Source organism: Streptomyces zhihengii (assembly GCF_016919245.1).
GTDB lineage: Bacteria > Actinomycetota > Actinomycetes > Streptomycetales > Streptomycetaceae > Streptomyces > Streptomyces zhihengii.
This window is the reverse complement of record NZ_JAFEJA010000001.1, coordinates 5,538,057-5,554,050: the sequence shown is the minus strand read 5'-3', so window position 1 is coordinate 5,554,050 and position 15,994 is coordinate 5,538,057. Positions and strand designations below refer to the sequence as shown.

General features: G+C 75.3%; 8 protein-coding genes, 1 tRNA gene and 1 pseudogene. 2 read left to right on the top strand and 8 right to left on the bottom strand.

Features of this window, described 5'->3' with window-relative positions:
• Positions 1 to 163 precede the first annotated feature (163 nt).
• From JE024_RS23510 to leuS, 5 genes and pseudogenes are all read right to left on the bottom strand, one after another.
• A complete protein-coding gene (locus JE024_RS23510) occupies positions 164 to 2,389 on the bottom strand; it encodes a ComEC/Rec2 family competence protein (protein ID WP_307840712.1) in 2,226 nt (741 codons plus the stop codon).
• 573 nt (positions 2,390 to 2,962) lie between these two features.
• A pseudogene (locus JE024_RS42555) lies at positions 2,963 to 4,010 on the bottom strand (ComEA family DNA-binding protein).
• 962 nt (positions 4,011 to 4,972) lie between these two features.
• Complete coding sequence (locus tag JE024_RS23500; RefSeq protein WP_205375477.1) at positions 4,973 to 5,818, bottom strand: DegV family protein; 846 nt, start codon at positions 5,816 to 5,818, stop codon at positions 4,973 to 4,975.
• Positions 5,819 to 6,133: 315 nt separating this feature from the next.
• On the bottom strand, positions 6,134 to 6,964 hold the full coding sequence (locus JE024_RS23495; RefSeq protein ID WP_205375476.1) for a hypothetical protein: 831 nt from the start codon (positions 6,962 to 6,964) through the stop codon (positions 6,134 to 6,136).
• Positions 6,965 to 7,193: 229 nt separating this feature from the next.
• Positions 7,194 to 10,043, bottom strand: a complete 2,850-nt coding sequence (gene leuS / locus JE024_RS23490) for a leucine--tRNA ligase (protein WP_205375475.1) — start codon at positions 10,041 to 10,043, stop codon at positions 7,194 to 7,196.
• 462 nt (positions 10,044 to 10,505) lie between these two features.
• Here leuS and JE024_RS23485 point away from each other — a divergent pair, with 462 nt between their 5' ends.
• Positions 10,506 to 12,071, top strand: a complete 1,566-nt coding sequence (locus JE024_RS23485; RefSeq protein ID WP_205375474.1) for a ferric reductase-like transmembrane domain-containing protein — start codon at positions 10,506 to 10,508, stop codon at positions 12,069 to 12,071.
• Entirely contained in the window at positions 12,068 to 13,657 is a 1,590-nt protein-coding gene (locus JE024_RS23480; RefSeq protein WP_205375473.1) for an NADH-quinone oxidoreductase subunit NuoF family protein, read from the top strand. The genes JE024_RS23485 and JE024_RS23480 overlap by 4 nt, the downstream gene beginning before the upstream one ends.
• A 106-nt stretch (positions 13,658 to 13,763) precedes the next feature.
• On the opposite strand, the gene JE024_RS23475 is transcribed toward JE024_RS23480, so the two are convergent.
• The 3 genes from JE024_RS23475 to JE024_RS23465 form a co-directional block, all read right to left on the bottom strand.
• Positions 13,764 to 13,836: transfer RNA gene (locus JE024_RS23475), tRNA-Ala, on the bottom strand.
• A gap of 164 nt (positions 13,837 to 14,000) precedes the next feature.
• Complete coding sequence (locus tag JE024_RS23470; RefSeq protein ID WP_147986417.1) at positions 14,001 to 14,234, bottom strand: hypothetical protein; 234 nt, start codon at positions 14,232 to 14,234, stop codon at positions 14,001 to 14,003.
• A 247-nt stretch (positions 14,235 to 14,481) separates the two neighbouring features.
• On the bottom strand, positions 14,482 to 15,960 hold the full coding sequence (locus JE024_RS23465) for an MFS transporter (protein WP_205375472.1): 1,479 nt from the start codon (positions 15,958 to 15,960) through the stop codon (positions 14,482 to 14,484).
• Between the last annotated feature and the right edge of the window lie 34 nt (positions 15,961 to 15,994).

Sequence of the window (15,994 nt, the reverse complement as noted above, 5' to 3'; positions counted from 1 at the left end):
TGGGCAGCGCCTCAGACGTGCGGCCGGGGCATGCGGCGAGGCGCTGAGGTGGGCGGCTGCGTGCCGGAACGCGCGGCCGGGGTCGCCGGGGTGGGCTGCATTCCGGGCCGCCCGGCCGGGGCGCTGAGGTGGGCCTCGCGCGGGGCCGTGCGGCCGGGGCGGCTCAGGGAGGGCGGCCGCCGCTGGTGGTGACGCCGAGCCGCTGCCCGGCACCCGTCACCGCGACGGAGCCGTGCCGGTCCGTGCGCAGCACCATCGCGCCCGTGGCCCGCAGCAGCGCCAGCGTGCGCGCCGAGGGATGGCCGTACGGGTTGTCCCGGCCGCAGGAGATCAGGGCGACGCGGGGCCGGACACCCGTGAGCAGGGCCGGATGCTGGTAGGCCGAGCCGTGGTGCGCCACCTTGAGCACGTCGACCCGCGGCAGCGCCGGACGCGTGCGCATCAGCGCCCGTTGGGCGGGCGGCTCCAGATCGCCGAGGAGCAGCAGCGACAGACCACCCGCCGCCCGTACGTGCAGGGTCACGCTCGCGTCGTTCGGCTCCCCCGGCGAAGGCCCCGGTCCGGCGGCCGGCCAGAGCACCTCCCAGCCGACGCCGGCCGTGCGCCGCCGCTCCCCCGGCACGGCCCGCACCACGGGGACGCCCGCGTCGGCCGCCACGCGCCGCACGAACGCGGCCTGCCCCGCGGGCTCCTCCAGCGTGGTCGTCTGCACGGCGCCGACACTCCTGCCGCGCAGGATGCCGGGCAGCCCGGCGACATGGTCCGCGTGGAAGTGGGTGATCACCAGCAACGGCACCCGTGTGACGCCGAGTTCCCTCAGGCAGCGGTCGGCCGGCTCGGGGTCGGGGCCCGCGTCGACGACGACGGCCGCACCCTCGCCCGCGGCCAGCACCGTCGCGTCGCCCTGGCCGACGTCGCACATCACGTACGACCAGTCCGGCGGCGGCCAGCCGGTGACGACACGGGTCAGCGGCGCCGGGCGGAGCACGAACAGGAGCAGCATCAGCGCACACAGCGCGCCCGCGACCGGATGCCGTGCCAGGCGGCGCACGGGGAGCAGCACGGCACCCGTGACCACCGCGAGCAGCAGCCCGCCCCGCCAGCCGCCCGGCCAGTCCACCGCCGCGCCCGGCAGCGCCGCCCCGCCACGGGCGACGGACGCGATCCAGCCGACGGGCCAGCCCGCCACCCGTGCCAGGAACTCGGCGGCGGGCATCGCCGCCGGGGCCGTCGCCAGTGCCGCGAAGCCGAGCACCGTGGCGGGCGCGACGGCCATCTCGGCCACCAGGTTGCACGGGACGGCGACCAGGCTCACCCGTGCGGCGAAGACGGCCACGACGGGCGCGCACACGGCCTGGGCGGCGGCGGAGGCCGCCAGCGCCTCGGCAAGCCGGGGCGGCACGCCGCGGCTCGCCAGCGCCGCACTCCAGCGGGGCGCGACCGTGAGCAGGGACCCGGTCGCGAGGACGGAGAGCAGGAAGCCGTAACTGCGGGCCAGGCGTGGGTCGTACAGCACCAGCAGCAGGACGGCGGCCGCGAGCGCGGGGAGCAGGGACCTGCGCCGGCCGGTGCCGATGGCGAGCAGGGTCACCAGGCCGCAGGCCGCCGCCCGCAGCACGCTGGGCTCGGGCCGGCACACGACCACGAAGGCGAGCGTGAGCGCGCCGCCGAGCAGCGCCGTACCGCGCAGGGTGATGCCCAGCCTCGGGGCCAGGCCGCCCCGTTCGGCCCGCAGCGCGCGGCCCGGCGGGCCGATGAGCAGCACGAGGACGATGGTGAGGTTGCTGCCGCTCACGGCCAGAAGATGGGTGAGGTCGGTCGCCTCGAAGGCCGCCTGGAGGTCGGGGGTGACCCGGGAGGTGTCTCCGACGACCAAGCCGGGGAGCAGCGCCCGCGCGTCCGGTGGCAGGCCGTCCGTCGCCTCACGCAGCCCCGCCCGCAGTCCGCCCGCGATGCGCTGGACGGCGGTCGGCGGGCCGGTGACGCGGGGCGGTCCCGAGCCGTACGGCCGCAGGACGGCGGCGAAGCGGTCGTCGGAGCCCAGCGGGGGTGCCAGGGTGCCGGACAGCCGGAGCTTCGTCGAGGGCAGCAGCAGCCGCCACGGACCGGCGGTGCCCCGGGCGGTCACCAGCACCAGGAGCGGAGTCCGCACCTCGGTGACCGCTCCTCCTCGGGCCGTCACCCGGGTCGCCCGGACGTCGAGGGCGATGCTCCCGGGGGCGACGCGGGGGCCGTTGACCTTGGGCCCGGTGGGGCGCGGGTCCGACTCCACGGTGACGTCGACCGTCACATGGGCACGCTGGCGCGCCAGTTCGGGCAGCGGACCACGGCGCGCCTCGGCCGCGTGGAGCCCGGCGGTGGTCGCCCCGGCCGCCGCGCACAGCAGCACCGCGGCGGCGGCGGTGCCGGTCCCGACGCCCGGGAACCGGGGACGGGCGACGGGCGGGCGGGTGGGCTGGGGGCGGTCCGAGTGCCCCGAGGCCGCGCGGGCCTCGCTCCCGTCCGGCGCGGGCGAGCGGGGACGGCTGCGTCCGGCGCGGGCGGGCGGGGGACGGCTGCGTCCGGCGCGGGCGGGCGGGGACGGCTGCGTCCGGCGCGGGCGGGCGGTGCGACCGGGCGCCAGGCCCGTCCCGTGTGGACCGGCGGTGCGACCGGGAGTCGGTCCCGTCCCGTGTCGACCGGCGGGAGCCGAGCAGCAGGACGACAGCGCCCAGCAGGCAGCCGGCGACCCCGGCGGCGGTCCAGCCGCCCGGTGCCCCGAGGGCGAGGGCGGCCGCGGCCCAGGCCGCCACCGCGGGCGGCACCAGCCGGAGGTCGGCCGGGCCGTCCTCACGAGGGTTCGAGGCTCCGAGGCGGCCCGCGTCCGCGTGCACGGGGGCGCGGGGCGGTGGCACGGCGGGTGCGGTGGCTGCCGGCGAGGGGATTGCGGGGGCCGCCGTGGCAGGCCGTGCGGGCCCCGGCGTCATGGCCGCACCCGATTGCGCAGGTCGGCGAAGCGCCGGTCGCCGATCCCGTTGACCTCGCGGAGTTCGTCGACGGAGCGGAATCCGCCGACGCGGGTGCGGTGGTCGACGATGTGCTGGGCGAGGACCGGGCCCACGCCGGGCAGCGTCTCCAGCTGCTCGGCCGTCGACGAGTTCAGGCTGATCGGCGCGGCGGGGGCCCCGGCGGAAGCCGGGCTCCCCGGGGCCGGGCCCCCGCGGCGGACACCGCGCCGGGGACGCCGACGACCACATGCTCGCCGTCCGTGAGGACCCGCGCGCGGTTGAGCCCGGTGAGGTCGATGCCGCGCTCCGCTCCCCGGCCGCTGCCAGGGCGTCCTCCACCCGCGCCCCGGCGGGCAGCCGCAGCACCCCCGGGCGGCGCACCTTGCCGCTGACGTCGACGACGATGCGGGCGTCGGGCGCCGGTGCGGTCGCCGCCGGCTCTGTGGTGCCCGGCGGCGGGTCCGGCTCGGCCAGGCCCTCCTGTGCCGCGCCGGCCACGCCGTGTGCAACGACCTCCGGAGCCGCGACGGACTGTGGCCGGCCGCTCCAGAAGTGCTGGGCGGCGAAGAGGGCGGCCACCACGAGCACGACCACCAGGGCGGCGAGCGTGCGCCGTTCCAGACCGCAGCGGAGCCGGAACCACAGGGGCAGCCGCTCCCGCGTCGCCGCCCAGCGCCACCCTGACGCATCGGGCGGCGGCCCGGGCTCCTCGTCCAGGACGTCCAGGACCGCTCGGGAGGGCCCGGGGTCCTCGTCCAGGACGGTTCGGGAGGGCCCGGGGTCCTCGTCCAGGACCGCTCGGGAGGACCCGGGGTCCTCGTCCGGCGCGGGCTCGGCCGAGCGCCGCCGCCGGGCGGCAGTCGGCAGCGATGCGGCATTCCTCTCGTCCAGGGCAGCGCGGGACGAGAGGCTGCCGCCCCGGGCCGCCGCCCCGAGCCCCCTCGGACCGGCCCCGGAGGCAGCGCGCGTATCCAGGCCTGTGCCCGCACCGGGACCCGTGACAGAGGCGGCTCCCACGTCGATGGCCCGACTCCGGGCCGGACCGGCACCAGCCGCCCCGCTGGGAGCGGAACCCGGGCGAGGCACGGGCCCCGCACCCCAACCGGGGCGCGCCTCCGTGCCATTCCTCGGGGCCGACCCGGCGCCGGGCCCCGTGCCGGAGCCGGGCCCCACCTCCGTGCCCCGGCCGGCGGCCTCAGCCGCACCCGCGCCGCCCCCTGCGGGCGGGTGCGACAGGAAGAGCGCGTCCGCGCGGCGGCGTACGGCGTCGGCCGGGCCGGCCGCCCGCCGGGCCGCGGGCAGCCCGGGTGGCGCCGCGGGCCCCGGGCCCCGACCGCGCGGGGCCGGTGCCGGGCCGATGCCCTCGTCGGGCGGGAGCGCGGCGGCACCGCGCGCGGTGCCGCTGCCGCCCCCGGTGAGGCGGTGGCGGCCCGTCGGCCCCCGCAGGGTGCTCCGCAGACGGGCACGGCCCGTCCGGTGGCGCATGCGCCCGTCCGAGGCCGCGCCGCGGCCGGGTCCACTGGTTGCCGAAGGTGATCGAAGCATCATGAGCAGGACGGTAGGCATCCCCGCCCGAACCCGCTGAAGGCAGCCAATTCCGGTGGACAACGCACCCGTTGTGGACAACTCCGCCACCCGGACGAGTGGTCGCAGTGGCCACCGTGCACGCCGTGACCGCCGTGCTCTCCGTGACCGCCGTGCAGCTGCGCTCGCCCGCCCCGGACGCGAGCGAAGAGCCCGCCCGGACGCGCGCAGGTCCCCCAGGCCGTGTCGGACAAGGGCCGTGTCTGACACATCCCGCCTGGCCTGGCACGCGACGCCCGGCACGCACTCCCCCAGCTACCGCTGGGAGGTACCCCCATGCCGCGTTGTCGGAGTCATCCGAGTACGCCCAGTACGAGGATGGCCCTCCGCCTTGCGATTGCACGCACCGGACGCCGCGCGCCCCGCCCTGCGGGCGGACGGCGCCGTTTGTCGGACAAGGCCTAGCGGGACGAGACCACGACCCCCAGCAGACCCGGCCCGGTGTGCGCGCCGATCACCGCGCCGATCTCGCTGACGTGGAGCGCGGCCAGCCCGCCCACCCGGTCGTGCAGCCGCTCCGCCAGGGCCGCGGCGCGCTCGGGCGCCGCCAGGTGGTGCACCGCGATGTCCACCGGCGAGGAGCCCGCCCGCTCGACCGCGATCTCCTCCAGGCGGGCGATGGCCCGCGAGGCGGTGCGCACCCGCTCCAGGGGCTCGATCCTGCCGCCCTCCAGCTGGAGCAGGGGCTTCACGGCGAGCGCCGAGCCGAACAGGGCCTGGGCGGCCCCGATCCGGCCGCCGCGACGGAGGAAGTCGAGGGTGTCCACGTAGAAGTAGGCGGAGGTCCCGGCGGCGCACTTCTCCGCTGCTGCGACGGCCTCGTCCAGCGAGCCGCCCGTCCCGGCGGTCTCGGCGGCGGCCAGCGCGCAGAAGCCGAGAGCCATGGCGACCATGCCGGTGTCCACCACGCGGACGGGCACGGGGGCGTCCTTCGCCGCCAGCACGGCCGCGTCGTAGGTGCCGGAGAGCTCCGCCGACAGATGGAGGGAGACGATGCCGGTCGCTCCGGACTCGGCGCAGGCCCGGTAGGCCGCGGCGAACGTCTCGGGGCTCGGGCGGGACGTCGTCACCGGCCGGCGCTTCTGCAGCGCGGCGGCCAGGGACCGTGCCGAGATCTCGGTGCCCTCCTCGAGGGCCTGGTCACCGAGGACCACGGTCAGCGGCACCGAGGTGATGCCGTGCCGCTCCATCGCCGGTGTCGGCAGGTAGGCCGTTGAATCGGTGACGATCGCGACATGGCGGGACATGAGCGGGAGGTTACCCCCAGGGGCTCCCGTGAAGCAGCCCCGCCCCCTTCGCGTGCGCCCCGCTTACCCGGGCAGCGCCCCGGGCAGCCGCGCGACCGCACCAACGACGCGCCCCGTCCACCGACCCGCACCGCCCACCGCCAGCCGGCCACGCCACACCACAAGCAGCTCGCCCTAACCGGCGCCACCCACCCACCGGCGCAACGCCTCGCCTGTAGCCCGCCAGGCCACCCCGCCCATCGGCGCACCCCGTGCCCACGCCGTCCAGGGGCTACCGGCCCCTACCCCGGGCCTGCCCCTCGCCCCGCCTCCGCCTCAGTTGGTGGTCTCGGGGCGGGCCGACTTCTGCCAGGAATAGGTCATGTGCTGCCGCGGGTCCCGTGCGGTGATCGCCTGCGGCTGGTCGGACGCGGAGCGCCCCGCGTCCCCGGCGTCGTCCGCCTCACCGGCGGGCCGTCCCGATTCGGCGCGGGCCGCCGGCGGCTCCTCCTCGGGGCGCCCGGCGGAGGGCCAGGAGACCGTCTCCGCGGCGCGCGGCGCCGAGGCCGACGGCGTGGCGGACGGGGACGCGGCCCCGGCCGGGGTGCGCTCCCCGGAGGGCTCCTCCGTCCAGTGCCGCAGCGCGCCCGCCTCCATGTCGATCTGCGAGCTCAGCAGTTCGAGGTCGTCGTCGGCGAACCGCTGCGCCCGGTCCCTGGCCGCCCAGCGCAGGGATTCGGCAGCCCCGGTGATCTGCTCGGTGCGCTTGCGCAGACCGGGCAGCATCGACGACACCGTCGCCCGGTCCGGTTCGCGTTCGAGGCGCTTGAGCTCGCCGTCCAGTTCGTGGCCGTGCGCGCTCAGGCGGCGGAAGAGGGCCAGCGACTCGGACAGCGAGGCGTCCTCGGGGGCGCCGGCCTCCAGAGCGTCCTGGGTGGCCCGCATGGAGGTCCGCAGCGACAGCCTGAGCTGCGCCAACTCGCCCGCCACACCGACCTGGCCGTAGCTCTTGGCCCGGAGCGTGGTCTCCTCGACGGTGCGCCGCGCCTGGGTGACCGTGCGTTCGACGCCGCGCTTGGCGGCGCCCACGACTTTCACCCCTACGTACACCCCGAGGGTGACGAAGGCGAGGAAGAGCACCGCCAGCATCCAGATGACGGCTTCCATGAGCGCCCCTTCGGCCTCGAAATCCGGTCGTCGCACCGCCGCGCCCGCGGGTGCGGGACATCCCGCCCCACCCGTGCACAGTGGTTCTTCCACGGTAAACGGAAAGGGCAGGCCGAGGGTTCCGCCGGAACCCCCAACCTGCCCGTAGGGGACAGCCCCCAACCCTTCCGCGGCCCGGCCGCACCGGGCCGGTGCGGGCCCGGCGGGCGGGCCCGCACCGGGCGACCGGTCAGATCACGATGTTGACCAGCTTCGGCGCCCTGACGATCACCTTGCGGACGGCGGCGCCGCCCAGCGCGGCGACGACGGCCGGCTCGCCCAGCGCCAGCGACTCCAGATCGGCGTCGGAGATCGTCGGCGGGACTTCCAGACGCGCCTTGACCTTGCCCTTGATCTGCACGACGCAGGTGACGGACTCGTCCACGACGTACGCCGGGTCGGCGACCGGGAAGCTCGCGTGCACGACCGAGCCGGTGCGGCCCAGCCGGTGCCACAGCTCCTCGGCGATGTGCGGGGCCAGCGGCGCCATCAGCAGCACCAAGGCCTCCGCCACCGACCGGGACAGCGGGGCCGCGGTCTTGGTCAGGTGGTTGTTCAGCTCGGTGATCTTGGCGATCGCCGTGTTGAACCGCATCGCCGCCAGATCCTGGCCCGCGCCGTCGATCGCCTTGTGCAGGGCGCGCAGGGTGTCCTCGTCGGGCTCGGTGTCCACGACGGTGACCTCGCCGGTCGCCTCGTCGACGATGTTGCGCCACACGCGCTGCAGCAGGCGGTACTGGCCGACGACCGCGCGGGTGTCCCAGGGCCGCGAGACGTCCAGGGGGCCCATGGCCATCTCGTACAGCCGCAGGGTGTCCGCCCCGTACTCGGCGCAGATCGCCTCCGGCGTGACGGCGTTCTTCAGGGACTTGCCCATCTTGCCCAGCTCGCGCTTGACCTGCTCGCCCTCGAAGAAGAAGGCGCCGTCGCGCTCCTCGACCTCGGTGGCGGTCACCGGGAAGCCGCGGCTGTCGCGGTACACGTACGCCTGGATCATGCCCTGGTTGAACAGCTTGTGGAACGGCTCGGCGGACGAGACGTGCCCCAGGTCGAACAGGACCTTGGACCAGAAGCGCGCGTACAGCAGGTGCAGCACGGCGTGCTCGGCGCCGCCGACGTACAGGTCGACGCCGCCGTGCGGCTGGCCCTCGCGCGGCCCCATCCAGTACTGCTCGACGGCCGGGTCGACGAGCTGCCGGTCGTTGTGCGGGTCCAGGTAGCGCAGCTCGTACCAGCACGAACCGGCCCAGTTGGGCATGGTGTTGGTCTCGCGGCGGTACTTCTTCGGGCCGTCGCCCAGGTCCAGGGTGACGTCGACCCAGTCCTCGTTGCGCGACAGCGGCGTCTCGGGCCGGGTGTCCGCGTCGTCCGGGTCGAAGGTGCGCGGCGAGTAGTCGTCGACCTCCGGCAGCTCCAGCGGCAGCATGGACTCGGGCAGCGGGTGGGCCACGCCGTCCTCGTCGTAGACGATCGGGAAGGGCTCGCCCCAGTACCGCTGCCGGCTGAACAGCCAGTCGCGCAGGCGGAAGTTGATGGTGCCCTCGCCGACGCCCCTGGCGACCAGCCACTCGATGATGCGGCTCTTGGCCTCGGCGACGCCCAGGCCGTTCAGCGAGATCTCGTCGTTGGCGGAGTTGATCGCCGGGCCCTGGCCGGTGAACGCCTCGCCCTCCCAGCCCTCGGGCGGCTGGACGGTGCGGATCACCGGCAGGCCGAAGGCCTCGGCGAACTCCCAGTCCCGCTCGTCCTGTCCGGGGACGGCCATGATCGCGCCGGTGCCGTAGCCCATCAGCACGTAGTCGGCGACGAAGACGGGCACGCGCTCGCCGGTGACCGGGTTGACCGCGTAGGCGCCGGAGAAGACGCCCGTCTTGTCCTTGTGCTCGGTCTGGCGCTCGACGTCGCTCTTGGTCCCGGCCTGCTTGCGGTAGGCCGCGACGGCCTCGGCCGGGGTGGCGGCGCCGCCGGTCCACCGCTCCGGGACGCCGGCGGGCCATTCGGCGGGCAGGATCGAGTCGATCAGGCCGTGCTCGGGGGCCAGCACCATGTAGGTGGCGCCGAACAGGGTGTCGGGCCGGGTGGTGAAGACGGTGATCGACGCGTCGGCACGGCCGTCGACGGCGAAGCCGACCCGGGCGCCCTCGGAGCGGCCGATCCAGTTGCGCTGCTGCAGCTTGATGGCCTCGGGCCAGTCCAGCGCGTCCAGGTCGTCCAGCAGGCGGTCCGCGTAGGCGGTGATGCGCATGTTCCACTGGCGCAGCTTGGACTTGAAGACGGGGAAGTTGCCGCGCTCGGACCGGCCGTCCGCGGTCACCTCCTCGTTGGCCAGCACGGTGCCCAGCCCGGGGCACCAGTTGACCGGGGCCTCCGAGGCGTACGCCAGGCGGTACTCGCCCAGGACCTCGGCGCGCTCCGGGCCGCTCAGCTCGCTCCAGGCACGCCCGCCGGGGACCTCACGGGAGCCGTCCTCGAACGCGGCGACCAGGTCGGCGATCGGCCGGGCCTTCTGGGCCTCGGTGTCGTACCAGGAGTTGAAGATCTGCAGGAAGATCCACTGGGTCCACTTGTAGTAGTCCGGGTCGATCGTGGCGATCGAGCGGCGCTTGTCGTGGCCCAGGCCCAGGCGGCGCAGCTGGGACTTCATGTTGGTCATGGCCGCCTCGGTGGACACCCGGGGGTGCGTACCGGTGGCGACGGCGTGCTGCTCGGCCGGCAGGCCGAAGGCGTCGAAGCCCAGGGTGTGCAGGACGTTGTGGCCGGTCATCCGCTGGTGGCGGGCGTACACGTCGGTGGCGATGTAGCCCAGGGGGTGGCCGACGTGCAGTCCCGCACCCGACGGGTACGGGAACATGTCCATGATGAACTTCTTGGGGCGGGCGACGACGGCCGGGTCGCCGGCCAGGTCACCGGTCGGGTTGGGCGCCTCGTACGTCCCATCGGCGTCCCATACGTCCTGCCAGCGTGCCTCGATGTCGGCCGCCATGGCCGCCGTGTAACGATGGTGGGCTGCCGCCTCGGCAGCGGAGTTCATATCGCTCATGATCCTTTGAAGCTCCATCGATCGTCTCTGCCGGCTGCCGCGACTGCCGCTGATTCCTGCCGGGGGGAAATGAAAAATCCCCTCGCACAGGAGGGGACGCCGCGCCGATTCCGACGGATTCTTTCCTTCGTCGGGACTGATCAGCGCGGCTCGCTAAGCAGAAGGCGTACGGCACGCATGGCGTCAGGGTACCGCAGGCGGTGAACGCCCCGCATTCGGCTTCCGCCGCGGCGCCCCGGCGGCCCCCTGGGGCGGCTCCCGACCAGTGGCGGATCACCGCCGGAAGGCCGTCGAGTGATCTTGTCGTTGAGGTTACTCCGCGTATCAACCGTATCCAGGGCAAGCCAAGAACGCGCGGTCCGCCCTTCACCTCGGATAACTGCGAAACCTCGTACTGAGCAGTATGGGCCGACCTAGAGTGCGTCAACGGGACCGCTTTCCCGCACCATTCGGAGTCGCCCCATGAACCCACGCCTCACACGGCGTTCGTCACCGGACGCCGGCCCTGGACTCAGTCGCCCGGTACAAGGCGGCCTCTACGCGGCCGCGTTGATCCTCGTCCCCGTCCTCGCCGTCGGAGGCAGTGACAGCTTCCGTGCGGCACTCGACTTCACCACGGGGGTCCTCTCCCTGGTGTCGCTGACCGCCTCCGTCGCCTGGGGGCTGCTCGCCACCGACCGGCTGCTCCTCTCCCCGCGCCACCGGCTGCTCGCCCAGGGCATCCACCGGACCACCGCGGTGGCCTCGCTCGGCTTCCTGCTGCTGCACGCCACCGTGAAGGTGTCCCTCGGACACGTCTCGCTGATCGGCGCCCTGATCCCGTTCGGCCTGGGGGTGACCGGCACGTCGGCGCTCATCGGCTTCGGTTCGCTGGCCGGCTTCCTGATGGTCGTCGCCGCGACCACCGGCGCCCTGCGCAGCGCGCTGGCGGGCAACATCCGGGTGGCCGGCCGCTGGCGGCCGCTGCACATGCTCGCCTACCCGGCGTGGTGCTTCGCGCTGGTGCACGGCCTGTACGCGGGCCGTCCCGCGGCCACCTGGGTGACCACCATGTACTGCCTGGCGCTGGCCGGTGTCGCGACCGCCGTGTCGGTCAGGATGCTGCCCCGGCACCTCCAGCGGCGGGTCGCCGGCACGATCGTCTCGCTGACCGGCGGCGGCGCCCAGCCGCCCGCCGCGGAGGAGCAGGCCCAGCGCGACCTGCGCGTCTCGCCCCTGCCGGGCGCCGGGACGATGAACGGGACGGGCCGTCCGCCCGTACCCGCTGGCATGGACCGCATGGACCGCGTGAACGGTGGGCCGGCGCAGCGCCCGTACGGGGAGGACTCCCAGGCCCTCCCCGGTCAGTCGCGCCCGCAGCCTCCCCGGCTGGCCGCGCCCTCGCCGCCGCTGTATGAGGCCCCGCCGCCGGAGGGGTCGCCGGTGGTGATGCCGGGCGGCCGTGCGCCGGGGCGCGCTCCCGGCATGGCCGCGGCGTACCGCGCGGTGTCGCTCGCCGGCGAGCAGGGCGCCCCGCTCGCCGAGCGGGTGCCGATGACGGAGGAGATACCCGTGGTGTCCGAGACGGGCCCTCGTCCGGGCGTCTGGCCCACGCCCTCCCCGCCGCCGCCCGCCCGCTCGGTCCGCCCCGACGACGGACCGGCTCCCGGTGCGTACGGCGCGTCGCAGGGCCGGGACGCCTACGGCTCCTCCGGGACGTTCGGCGCCGGGGCCCCGTACGGCACCGGTGACACGGGCTCCTTCGCTCCCTACGGCCCGGGCGGCGGCGCCGGGACGGGCGCGTACGACGCGCCCCCGTACGCCTCCTCCGCCTTCGACCCGCCGGCCGACCCGCTGACGGCCCCCCTGACCGGCCCGTCGGCGGACCCCCTGACCGGCCCGGTGCCCGGCGGCGCCCCGTACGGCGCCGCCACCGCCTTCCCGCCCGGCGACGCGGCCGGCCGGGACGCGCAGGACCCCGCCGCGAACACCCTCTTCCGGCCGTCCGCCGGAGAACCCTGGAACGCACCCGCAGGAGAACGTCCGTGAACACCCCCCTCCCCGACGTCCCCGAAGTCCGGGTCGTCGGCCTCCCCCAGCTCACGCAGGGCTTCGACCTCGTCGAACGGCTGGACCTCCAGATGCATCTGAAGGTCCACGGCCCGCTGGAGCCGGTGAGCGGCGAGCGGCTCGCGCAGCTCGCCGAGGAGATATCCCTGACCGGGCGCGGCGGCGCGGGCTTCCCATTCGGCCGGAAGCTGCGCGCCGTGGCCAAGTCCGCGATCCGGCGCGGGGTGCGCCCCGTGGTCGTCGTCAACGGCAGCGAGGGCGAGCCCGCCTGCCGCAAGGACACGGTGCTGCTCAACCGCGCGCCCCATCTGATCCTCGACGGCGCGCTGCTGGCGGCCGAGGCGCTCGGGGCGCGCACCCTGGTCGTCGCGGTGACCCGCAACTCCACGGAGGTCTCGATGCGCGCCGCGCTCGCGGAGCGGGGGCTGTCCGACCGCCGGGGGCAGGCGCTGCGCGCCCGGGTGGTGCGCACCCCGGAGCGGATGGTCTCCGGTGAGGCGTCGTCGGTGATCCGGGCGGTGAACGGCGGCCCCGCGCTGCCGCCCGGGCGCCGGGTGCGCGCGGCCGACTCCGGGGTGGGCGGCGCGCCGACCCTGCTGTCGAACGCGGAGACGTTCGCCCAGCTCGCCGTCGCCGCGCGGATCGGCTCCCGGCGGTACGCCCACACCGGGCTCGACTCGGAGCCCGGCACCGTCATGCTGACGATCTCGGGGGCGGTGGCCCGGCCCATGGTCGTCGAGGTGCCGACGGGCGTGCCGCTGCGCTACGTGCTCCAGCTCGCGGGCGCCCCGCCGTTGCCGCAGGGCGTGCTGACCGGCGGGTACCACGGCAACTGGATCGACTCGGTCGCCGTGCACGAGGCCGTCGTCTCCAAGGCGTCCCTGGCGTCCGTGGGCGGCGCGCTGGGCGCGGGCGCGATCCTGCCGATCGGACCGGAGACCTGCCCGCTCGGCGAGTCCCTGCGGGTGGCCAACTGGCTCGCCGCCGAGACGGCGGGGCAGTGCGGGCCGTGCAAGCTCGGGCTGCCCGCCGCGGCGGGCGGTCTCGCCGATGTGATGAACGGCGGCGGGCCGGCGGCGCTGGAGGCGCTGCGCGAGGTCACCCAGGCCGTGAAGGGCCGGGGCGCGTGCAAGCACCCGGACGGTTCGGCGCGCTTCTTCGCCTCGACGCTCTCCGCGTTCACGGACGACCTCGCCGCCCATGTGCTGCACGGCGGCTGCGGGCGGCCCACCACGGGCGTGCTGCCGCTTCCGCTGCCGGGCTACGAGGAGGCGGAGGAGTCGATCCCCAGCGGCGAGAAGGTCTTCATCGACTGGACGCTCTGCCAGGGGCACGGCCTGTGCGCCGACATCGTGCCCGAGCTGATCCGGCTCAACCCGGACGGCTACCCCTCCGTCGCCGACGCGGTGGTCCCGGTGCACCTGCGGGGCCGTGCGCAGCGGGCCGTGCGCCGCTGCCCGGCGCTGGCGATGCGGATCGAGCAGGTGGACGCCCCGGCACCGGCGCCGTCGCGCCCGGCGCTGCCGAGCAGCAACCGCAAGGCCCTGGGGAGCGGCCGGGATTGACGCCCCGCCCTCGCCGGGACCGGCCGCGTCCGGTCCCGGCGAGGGCGGGAGCGGCGGTACGACGAGAAGCGGGCCACCCTGACCGGGTGACCCGCTTCTCATCCTGTGGAGCTAAGGAGAATTGAACTCCTGACCTCCTGCATGCCATGCAGGCGCTCTACCAACTGAGCTATAGCCCCTTGCTGTGCGTCCTCCGCCCGGTTTCCCTCGCGGCGACGTAGAGAACATTAACGCCCTCGTCGGCGCATCTCCAAATCCTTTCCCTCCCGGGCTCCCGCGGGCCGCCCGGCAGCGGGCGCGAGCGGGGCGCGCGCCCGGGGAGCGGCGGACGGGGCCGGCCGGCTCACGCCGTTGCGAACGAATAGAAGCGCTTGAGGGTGCAGTGCTCGTCGAGGAGCCGGCCGTAGATCGGCTCGCCCTCGAGTTCCCGGTACGTCTCGATGGGGTCGCCTTTTATGATCAGCGCCCTGGCGCACTCCTCGCACCAGTACTGGTACTCGGGGTTGACCGGATCCATGTCCCTGACGATGGGCGTACCGCCGCCGCACCAGTCGCATTTCCGCCTGTGTGCACCCATCACTCAGCTCCAGCTGTGACCGCAGGCCGTGCACACGTACGACACACCGCCGTTGTCGCCGAGGACCTGGGCGACGTGTGAGGAACCACAGGAGGGACAACTGAGACGGGCACGCGCCCCGGCCGTGGCAAGCAGGTCACCGGCAGCCTCCTCGGCTTGCTCGCCGCTGGCGGGCATCGTGCGCTCCCTCCCGTACAGCCGGTGTCCCCTCCCGGCCGTCCGATTCTGCCACGGCGGCGCGTCGGGGTCAGCGGCGTTTGCGAACGAGACCGGTGAGGGAACCGAGTACACAGACGGCGAACAGCGCCAGGGCACAGGCCCACAGGGCGCCGCCGGAACCGGAGGCTCCCGCCCCTTCGAGCCGGCCGAGGAACAGGGTCCCGAAGACGGCGATCCCGAGGAGCTGCCCGAGCTGGGTGACGGTCGCCAGCAGACCGCTGGTGTCGGCCGCGTCCTGGGAGCGGACGGTGGCAAGCGCACCGGTCAGCGCGGGTCCGAAGGCGGACGCCACCCCGGCGCCGAAGGCCCCGAACGCCGCGTACAGCAGCGGTCCGCCGTCGCCGCCGTCCCTCAGCAGCAGCCCGAGCGCGAGCACGGTGACCGCGGCGAGGGCGAAGCCGCCGGGCACCAGGAAGCGGTGCGCGGCGACGGGCAGCCGCCGCCAGGTCAGCCCGACCACGCCGAACACCACCGCCATCGGCGCGAAGGTCAGCCCCGCGCGCAGGGCACTCTGGCCGAGGCCGCCCTGGAGATGCAGGGTGAGGGTGAACAGGAACCCCGCGTTGACGGCCATGCCCCCGCCGATCCACAGCACGGAGCGGCCCATGCCGGGGATCCGCAGGACGTGCGGCGCGATGAGCGGGGCGCCTCCCCGGCGCGCGAGCGCGGACTCGGCGAAGCAGAACGCCGTGAACACCACCGCCGCGCCGCCCAGCGAGAGCCGCGTCCACAGCGGCCAGCCCTGCTCCTGCCCGAGCACCAGGGGGACGGTGAGGAGCGAGACGGCCGCCGCGAGCAGGGCGAGGCCCATGAGGTCGAGCGGCCGCGCGTGCTCGGCCCGCTCGTCCCGGTCCGCCGGCAGCACCCGCCTGCCGAGGACGAACAGCGCCAGCCCGATGGGGACGTTGACCAGGAAGACCGGCCGCCAGCTGGTGCCGAACAGGTCCGCGCTCACCACCAGACCGCCGAGCACCTGCCCGGCCGCGGCGCCGGTGGCGAGGACGGCGGAGTAGGCGCTCAGGGCCCTGGCCCGCCCCTCGCCGGTGAAGTTGCGCTGGATCAGGCTGAGCACCTGGGGGATCATCACCGCCGCGCCCGCGCCCTGGACCAGCCGGAAGGCGATCAACTGGCCGGTGCCGGCGGCCAGTCCGCAGGCCAGCGAGGCCGCGGTGAAGACACCGAGCCCGGCCAGGTACGCCCTGCGGTGTCCGATCAGGTCGCCGAGCCGGGCACCGGTGATCAGCAGCACCGCGTACGCGATGGTGTAGCCGGCGATGACGAGCTGAAGTCCCGCTCCGGAGGCGGCCAGTTCGCCGCGGATGGTGGGCGCCGCGACATTGACGATGAAGACGTCGAGCAGGGCCATGAACTGTGCGGCGAGGACGACCGCGAGGAGAGGTCCGCCCCCGCGCCCGCGCGGCCGGCCGGCCGTCTCGGAGCGGGGGCGTGCGACGGCGGTCCTCAGGGCGGTCAGTGCGGTGCTGCAGCGCATGACGGAGAGTGTCATGACGGGCAGGGTGGCGGCACAACGCAGAATCCCG

Bases quoted from the DNA above. Each gene is read 5' to 3' on its own strand.
- JE024_RS23470 (WP_147986417.1), bottom strand. From the start codon at position 14,234: ATGGGTGCACACAGGCGGAAATGCGACTGGTGCGGCGGCGGTACGCCC.
- JE024_RS23465 (WP_205375472.1), bottom strand. From the start codon at position 15,960: ATGACACTCTCCGTCATGCGCTGCAGCACCGCACTGACCGCCCTGAGG.
- leuS (WP_205375475.1), bottom strand. From the start codon at position 10,043: ATGAGCGATATGAACTCCGCTGCCGAGGCGGCAGCCCACCATCGTTAC.
- JE024_RS23495 (WP_205375476.1), bottom strand. From the start codon at position 6,964: ATGGAAGCCGTCATCTGGATGCTGGCGGTGCTCTTCCTCGCCTTCGTC.
- JE024_RS23485 (WP_205375474.1), top strand. From the start codon at position 10,506: ATGAACCCACGCCTCACACGGCGTTCGTCACCGGACGCCGGCCCTGGA.
- JE024_RS23500 (WP_205375477.1), bottom strand. From the start codon at position 5,818: ATGTCCCGCCATGTCGCGATCGTCACCGATTCAACGGCCTACCTGCCG.